This window comes from Erwinia mallotivora (assembly GCF_000590885.1).
In the GTDB taxonomy this organism is placed as follows: Bacteria; Pseudomonadota; Gammaproteobacteria; order Enterobacterales; family Enterobacteriaceae; genus Erwinia; species Erwinia mallotivora.
The window spans coordinates 1-3,209 of the sequence record NZ_JFHN01000064.1 but is presented as its reverse complement, the minus strand read 5'-3'; the positions used below and the strand labels follow the sequence as shown (position 1 = coordinate 3,209).

The following is a 3,209-nucleotide window of genomic DNA, read 5'->3' as shown; positions in this document are numbered from 1 at the left end:
GCGTTGAGCTCGCCGTAGGTGAGCGTCTCCGTGCCGCACTCGACGGCGGTCGCGTCCGGTGTCCGCGCCGCGTGCGCCTCGAACAGGACGTGCACCGGTCCCGCCGGCGGCACGGCGGTCGTGGCGTTGTACTGCTCCAGCACCGTGCGCCGTTCTGCCCCGTCCATCACCTTAATGTCATAAACCGCCGTCGCCGGCGACTCTTCCAGAGCCGTGACCAGCCCCTCAAGGGCGTGCAGCGCATAGCCGAGAACACGTCCGGCCTCAATGCTGCCGTCTGCCTGTACCTCAAGGCGGAAGCCGCGGTCCGTATCGTCTGCCAGCAGCGCAAGGGGATAGTTCTGCCGCTCCTCTCCCGCCAGGATCTGTACTCCTTCGCTCACCATTCCGCTCCCCGCCACTTCATCTGTCGGGGTGTGCCGGTAGTTCATCAGGCAGGCAAACAACGGCACCTCCGCGGGCCATCCGGCCGCTTCCTGCACAGACGGCAGCGCCGCATGCCCGTGTTTCATCAGGCTAAAAAGCTGCAGGTGCGCCGCCTCTGCGGCCTCAGCTACCGTCACCTCCTGCACGCCGATCCTCACCGGCAACGTGTTGATGTACAGACCCACGGCTCCGGCATGCAGCGAATCGCCTTCCCCGCGGCCCAGCACAACCGTGCCGAATACCACGTCGTCGCTGCCGGAAATGACCGCCAGCACCCGGGCCCATGCAAGGTGAAGCAGGGCTGCCGGACTTACGGCCAGCGCACCGGCGCACCGGCGCACCCGGCGGGCCAGTCCGTCCCCGACGGAGGTACTGATGCTCAGCAGGCCACTCCCGCTTCCCCGGATCCCGGTCAGCCCGTACGGCAGGGCCGGGCCAGGAACCCCGGCCAGCAGCGACCGGAAGTAGGCGCGACTTGCTCCCCCTGCGTCAGCCGCGCCGGCGCGCAGTACGAAGCGGCGGAACGGAACCGGCGCGGGCAGCGCCGCATCATCGTCCGCCATCAGGGCCCGCACCTCGCGCATGATCAGCTCGCTCGACACGTGATCGGCGATCATGTGGTGGAGCTGCAGCGCCAGGTACGCCCGGCCGCCGGCCGCCGCCGCCATGAAGCCGCGCATCATCGGGGCTTCCCGGATATCAAGCGGAGCGGCGGCGGCGTGCGCCTTCAGCCCGTCCACTCCGTCCACTCCGGATTCCTCAAGGCTAAAACGGGCCGTCCGCCACACCACCTGTACGGGTTCCGGCAACCCTTCCCACACCACGCTGGTGCGCAGTATGTCATGCCGGTCAATGACCTTCTGCAGCGCGGCGGTGAAGCCGTCCAGCAGCCTGACTGAGGCAAAAGCAAGGTAACAGTTCAGCCGGTAGGGGTCATCGTCAGTGTGCAGCAGGTGATGAAAAAGGATACCCTGCTGCAGCGGGGCCAGGGGATAGACGTCCTGTATGTTTTCCGCTCCGCCGGATACTGCGGCGGCGATGACCGCACGCTGTCCGGCGGGCAGGTGCATCCAGTCCGTCTGGTCGGGCGCGGCATTATCCGCCGTCCCGGTGGCCGGTGAACCGGCCTCGCCTCCCGTCAGGGCCAGGGCCAGGGCGCTCAGGGTTGGGGCGGTGAAAAGGGTGTGCACATCGCCAGGCAGCCCTGCCTGCTGCACCCGGGCCATGAGGCGGACGGCCAGCAGCGAGTGGCCGCCCAGCGCGAAGAAGTTGTCGTGGCGGCCCACCCGGTCAACCCGCAGCAGCTCGGCCCACAGCTCCGCCAGCAGGCACTCGGTCTCACCCTGCGGCGGCGCATAGCCCGCCTGCCCGAGCGCGCCGGCGTCCGGCGCCGGCAGCGCCCGCCGGTCCACCTTGCCGTTGGGCGTCAGCGGCCAGGCCGCCAGGGACACGATCGCCGCCGGCACCATGTACGCCGGCAGCGCCGCCCCCAGTTGCCGCTTCAGGGCCGCCACGTCCGGCGCCTCGCCGGCCAGCACGTAGGCCACCAGTTGCCGGTCAGGGCCGTCCCCCCGCGTCACCACCACCGCCTCGCGCACCCCGGGGCAGCGCAGCAGCTGCGCCTCCACCTCGCCGGGCTCGATGCGGTAGCCGCGGATCTTGACCTGGTCGTCGAGGCGCCCCAGATATTCCAGCGCCCCGTCCGGGCGCCAGCGGCCGCGGTCACCGGTGCGGTACATCCGGCCTTCGCCGGCGAAGGGGTCCGGGAGGAAGCGCTCCTGCGTGAGCTCAGGGCGGTTCAGGTAGCCGCGGGCGACGCCGGCCCCGCCGACGTAGATCTCGCCGGGGACGCCGGGGGGCACCGGCTCGCCCCGGCCATCCAGCACGTAGACGCGCGTGTTGGCGATCGGGTATCCAACATGTGTTTCTGAAAGGGGCTCCTGAACACCGGAGGTCGCAATAATAGTTGTTTCGGTGGAACCATAATTGTTTATAACCTGAAAAGTCGGATTCCCTGGCAGATTTCCCAGCCGGTCTCCGCCGGTGAAGAGGGTGCGCAGGCGGGGCGGCGGCGGGGAGCCGAGAAAGGCCTGGGCCAGCGGCGTGACCAGAAAACCGCTGTCGGCCTCCTGCTCCTGCCACCACCCCAGAAGCCGCGCCGGATCCGCCGCCGTCCGGCCGGGCGGCAGCGCCAGCAGCGCCCCCGCGCAGAGCGCCGCCCACACTTCCCAGGTGAATGCACCAAAAGCCACGCCGGCCGTGCTGGCCGTGCGGGCGCCGGCCGGGAGGCCGAAACAGGCGCGGTGCCACTCCGCCAGATTGGCGAGGCTGCGGTGCTCCACCATGACGCCCTTGGGCTGCCCGGTGGAGCCGGAGGTGTAGATGACGTAGGCGAGGTGGGCGGGAGTCAGCCCCGCCGGTGTGGGATTGCCGTCGTCCAGGCCCGCCCACTCTCCGTCGTCTTCAAGCCGGATGAGACGAGTGTCACCGGCGGTTGCGGTGCGGCGTGCGGCCTCGCCGGCGGTCAGGATAACCACGGGCCCGCAGTCGTCCAGCATGAAGTGCAGGCGTTCATCCGGGTAGGCCGGGTCGAGCGGGACGTAGGCGCCGCCGGCCTTGAGGACGGCGAGCAGGGCGGTTATGAGTGCCGGTCCCTTCTGCATGCAGACCGCCACGCGCGTATCGGGGCAGACGCCGAGGGTTATGAGGTGGCGGGCCAGGCGGTTGGCCCGGGCGTTGAGCTCGCCGTAGGTGAGCGTCTCCGTGCCGCACTCGACGGCGGT

At 69.9% G+C, this 3,209-nt stretch carries 1 protein-coding gene; it reads right to left on the bottom strand.

Features of this window, described 5'->3' with window-relative positions; genetic code table 11:
• A partial coding sequence (locus BG55_RS17145) for a non-ribosomal peptide synthetase (protein ID WP_034940067.1) occupies window positions 1-3,209 on the bottom strand: 3,209 nt, incomplete at both ends.